The sequence below is a fragment of the Amycolatopsis sp. cmx-11-32 genome (genome assembly GCF_047608695.1).
GTDB lineage: Bacteria > Actinomycetota > Actinomycetes > Mycobacteriales > Pseudonocardiaceae > Amycolatopsis.
Genome location: NZ_JADNQN010000040.1, coordinates 1 through 4,155 on the forward strand (window position 1 = coordinate 1; position 4,155 = coordinate 4,155).

The window sequence follows — 4,155 nt, forward strand, 5'->3', positions numbered from 1 at the left end:
GTCGTCGTATCGGGCCGGGCGTCTGTTCGCGCAGACGAAGGCTCACCGCGGTGAAGCATTGTCGGAGAACTTGGCCCACCTCGCCGCCGAAGGCCCCGCCGCCCAAGAAGCCAGCTCACTGCTGGCCCGGTGACTCCCGTCACCCTCTTCTCGAAGCCGCCACCCACCAGGTCACGAATCAGTAATGTGACCTGGTGGCGTTGGTAACGGATCTTCTCAACTGGCTGCAGGGACTCCCGGAACCGGGACTGGTCGCGGCGACCGGCGGACTGGTGTTCGCCGAATGCACCATCGGACTCGGCTTCATCGCGCCCGGCGAATCGGGGCTGCTGGTCGCGGCCACGACGGCGACGTCGGTCTCCCGTTTTCTGACGCTGTGGGCGGTCGTGACGGTCTGCGCCGCGCTCGGTGACTCACTCGGCTACGCGATCGGCAAACGCTTCGGCCCGCGTCTGCGCGAGACGAAGCTGATCCGCAAATACGGCCTCGAAGCCTGGGACAAGGCAACCGGCGTGCTCGAACGGCGAGGCGCGTGGGCGGTGTTCTTCGCGCGGTTCCTCCCGGTCATCCGCACGCTGACCCCGGCGGCGTCCGGAACGTCGGGCCTGCCCTTCCGCAAGTTCCTGCCCGCCGCCGCGGCGGGCGCGGCCTGCTGGTCGGCCATCCACATCGGTATCGGTGCCGCCCTCGGTGAAGCCGCGAAGAAGGTCGAAGGCGTGCTGAACACCGGCGGCCTGGCCATCGTCGGCGTGCTCGTCGGTGTCGCCGTGTTCTTCCTGCTGCGCTACAAGAAAAAGAAGGCGCTCGCCGGCACAGTCGAAGAAGCCACCCCGGCGAAGGTCGGCGCGGAGGACTAGATTCCGGGCATGGCCGCCTTGAACCTGCCCCAGCCGATCGGTTTCGTCCTCGGCGGTGGCGGCAGCCTCGGCGCCATGCAGGTCGGGATGCTGCAGGCGCTCTCGGAAGCCGGTATCGCCCCTGACCTCGTCGTCGGCACCTCGGTGGGTTCCCTGAACGCCGCCGTCCTCGCGCTCGGGGACGAATCGGGTGACCGGCTGAACCGCATCTGGTCGCGGATGACCCGGCACGAGGCGTTCCCCGGCGGAGTGCTCAGCCAGGTGCGGACCCTGCGGCACAGCAAGACCAACCTGTTCCCCAACACCGGTCTCGCCGCGATCCTCGACGAGCACATCGGCGAGGGCGTCCGCTTCGAGGATCTCGCGCTGCCACTGGGCGTCGTCGCGACGGACGTCGACACCGCCGAGCCGCTGCTGATCCGCTCAGGGCCCGTTCTGGCGCCGCTGCTGGCCAGCTGCGCGATCCCGGGGATCTATCCGCCGGTGCCGTTCGGGGACCGCATGCTCTACGACGGCGGCCTGGTCGCCAACGTGCCGATGCGCCAGGCGCTCGCGATGGGCGCGAAGTCGCTCGTCGTCCTCGACTGTGCCTTCCCCGGCAAGATGCCCGGGACCCCGCAGACCTTCGCCGAGGTGATGATGTTCACCGCGATGATCAGCATGCGGAACCAGGCCGTGCTGGAGGCCCCGATCGCCGCCGCCGCAGTGCCGGTGGTCTACGTGCCGGGCCCGAAGCCGGTGCGGGTCAGCCCGCTGGACTTCAGCCACACCACGACACTGACCGCCGAGGCCTACGAAGCCGCGAAGACCTATTTGGGTGAATTGAGCGTCGATGGCCCTGGTCTTTATGGTGCGCCAGGTCTCGTCGTAGCCTGACGAGCAACCAGCCGGCATCGATCACGTCTTCTTCGTCGCGTACTTTTGAAAGAGTACTTTCCGTTGATCGCGACGTAACTGGTTACTTTTAAAGAGAGACCCATATGCTTCCCAAGAGGACATTACTTTCGACGGCCGGAATACTCGCCGCGGCACTGCTGATCTCGGCCTGCTCATCCTCGGGCGACGCCGGAAACGGCGCTATGAATTCGACGGGCACCAGTGCCGAATCGGACGAAAGCCCGGTTTCGGTGACCATTGATCCGGCGGGCGGAGCCAATGTCAATCCGGCGACCCCGGTCGTCGTCAAGGCCGAGCACGGCAAACTGACCGACGTCACCGTCACCAACGCCGACAAGGGCAAACAGGTGAAGGGTGAGCTGGCGGCCGACGGGCTCAGCTGGAAGACGGTGGAACCCCTCGGATACGACAGCACCTACAAGATCGTGGCGCACGCCAAGGGGAACAACGGAAAGCCGGTCGAGCAGCAGAGCCGGGTCTCCACCTTGAGCCCGAAGCAGCAGGCGAACCCGAACCTGATCCCGGCGCCTTCGGCGGTCGCCTCCGGCGGTGTCGGTGTCGGGCAGCCGATCGTGTTCGCGTTCGGTCAGCCGGTGAAGAACAAGGCCGAGGTGGAGAAGAAGCTGTCAGTGGAGTCCACCCCGAAACAGGAGGGCTCCTGGTATTGGATCGACGACAAGAACGTCCATTACCGCCCCAAGGTGTACTGGCAGCCGGGGACGACGCTCAAGGCGTCGGCGATGATCTACGGGGTCGATTTCGGCAATGGCGTCTACGGTGCGACCGACCGCACCGAAACGTACAAGGTGCACGATTCCTGGGTCGCGAAGGCCGACGGCGACACCGAGCAGATGCAGATCTTCCACAACGGCCAGCTGGCGAAATCGATGCCCATTTCCATGGGCAAGGACGCCACGCCGACCCATGTGGGCGCACACGTCATTTCGGACAAACACGAGAATTACACGATGGACTCGTGCACCTACGGCGTCTGCCAGGGTCAGCCGGGGTACTACAAGGCCAACGAGAAGTGGTCGCTGCGCATCTCCAACGACGGTGAGTTCGTCCACGAGAACCCGAACAGTGTCGGCGCGCAGGGCAGCTCGAACGTGTCGCACGGCTGCGTCAACCTGAACGCCGCCAACGCCCAGTGGTTCTACCAGAACATGGGGCTCGGCGACGTCGTCGAGGTGACCAATTCCGGTGGCCCGCAACTGCCGGTTTGGGACCTCTACGGTGATTGGTCGAAGTCGTGGGCGGACTGGCAGGCGGGCAGCGCGATCAAGTAGGGGGATGATGGCCGGGTGACCACCCCCTTGAGCAAGGCCCGCTCACTCGTGGCCGGCGCCGGCCGGGTCGTCGCGCTGACCGGCGCCGGAATCTCCACGGACTCCGGGATCCCCGACTTCCGCGGCCCGCAGGGCCTGTGGACCCGCGATCCGACCGCGGAGAAGATGTCGAACCTCCAGGCGTATCAGGGCAGTCGCGAGGTCCGAGAGCGGACTTGGCAGGCGCGGCTGGTCCACCCAGGCTGGAAGGCTCGACCGAACGCCGCACATCACGCGCTCGTGCGCCTGTCGCCGACGCATGTCGTCACCCAGAACATCGACCGGCTGCACCAGAAGGCGGGTTCCCCGCCCGAGCGAGTGCTGGAGCTGCACGGGACGATGTTCGAGTCCGTCTGCCTGTCCTGTGACGATCACCAGGACATGCGCACGACGCTGAACCGCGTCCGGGCGGGCGAGACCGACCCGCTCTGCCTGGTCTGCGGCGGCATTCTGCAGTCCGCCACGATCTCGTTCGGCCAGCAACTGGACCGGAACCTGCTTCTCGCGGCTCGCGCCGCCGTCGAAGCGAGCGACCTCCTGCTGGTGGCCGGCTCGTCCCTGAAGGTGCAGCCCGCAGCCGGCCTGGTGAGCGCCGCTTCGCGAGCCGGTGCCGATGTCGTGATCTGCAATGGCTCCAAAACGCCCTACGACTCCATGGCCGCCGCGGTGGTCCGCGGCCCCCTCAGCGAGACCCTGCCCGCCCTAACCCCGTAACTCACGTGCTCAACCCCGTATCTCGCGTGCTTGGGCGGGTATCTCATGTGATCGGACGGAGAACTCGCGTGATTGGGCGGAGAATTCGCGTGATTAGGCGGCGAACATCGTGTTGTCCGTCCAGTCACGCGTGTTCGCCGTTCAAGCACGGGTGTGGGGACGTAGAAAAGGGTCTGGGACCTGGGAGAACCTCTTGGGTTCTCAACCAGGTCCCAGACCCTTGTTCAAGGTAAGTCCGGCGGTGTCCTACTCTCCCACAACCCTTCGGTTGCAGTACCATCGGCGCTGTCAGGCTTAGCTTCCGGGTTCGGAATGGGACCGGGCGTTTCCCTGACGCTATAACCACCGAAACACTGTGA

4 protein-coding genes, 1 rRNA gene and 1 pseudogene are annotated in these 4,155 nt (G+C 65.9%); 5 read left to right on the forward strand and 1 reads right to left on the reverse strand.

Annotated elements, in window-relative coordinates:
- The 5 genes and pseudogenes from ACM6LR_RS39230 to ACM6LR_RS39250 all read left to right on the forward strand — a co-directional run.
- Window positions 1-133, forward strand: a pseudogene (locus ACM6LR_RS39230) (lipoate synthase); the annotation flags it as partial.
- A gap of 61 nt (window positions 134-194) precedes the next feature.
- The gene (locus tag ACM6LR_RS39235) at window positions 195-857 is read left to right on the forward strand and encodes a DedA family protein (protein ID WP_414942904.1); all 663 of its coding nucleotides are present in this window, start codon (window positions 195-197) and stop codon (window positions 855-857) included.
- A gap of 9 nt (window positions 858-866) precedes the next feature.
- The gene (locus tag ACM6LR_RS39240) at window positions 867-1,733 is read left to right on the forward strand and encodes a patatin-like phospholipase family protein (protein ID WP_414942905.1); all 867 of its coding nucleotides are present in this window, start codon (window positions 867-869) and stop codon (window positions 1,731-1,733) included.
- Window positions 1,734-1,837: 104 nt separating this feature from the next.
- Window positions 1,838-3,043: a L,D-transpeptidase gene (locus ACM6LR_RS39245; RefSeq protein WP_414942906.1), complete on the forward strand. Its 1,206-nt coding sequence runs from the start codon at window positions 1,838-1,840 to the stop codon at window positions 3,041-3,043.
- A 15-nt stretch (window positions 3,044-3,058) separates the two neighbouring features.
- A complete protein-coding gene (locus ACM6LR_RS39250) occupies window positions 3,059-3,796 on the forward strand; it encodes an SIR2 family NAD-dependent protein deacylase (RefSeq protein ID WP_414945646.1) in 738 nt (245 codons plus the stop codon).
- A 233-nt stretch (window positions 3,797-4,029) separates the two neighbouring features.
- Here the strand turns inward: ACM6LR_RS39250 and rrf are convergent.
- Window positions 4,030-4,146 (reverse strand): 5S ribosomal RNA (rrf, locus tag ACM6LR_RS39255).
- Window positions 4,147-4,155 lie beyond the last annotated feature (9 nt).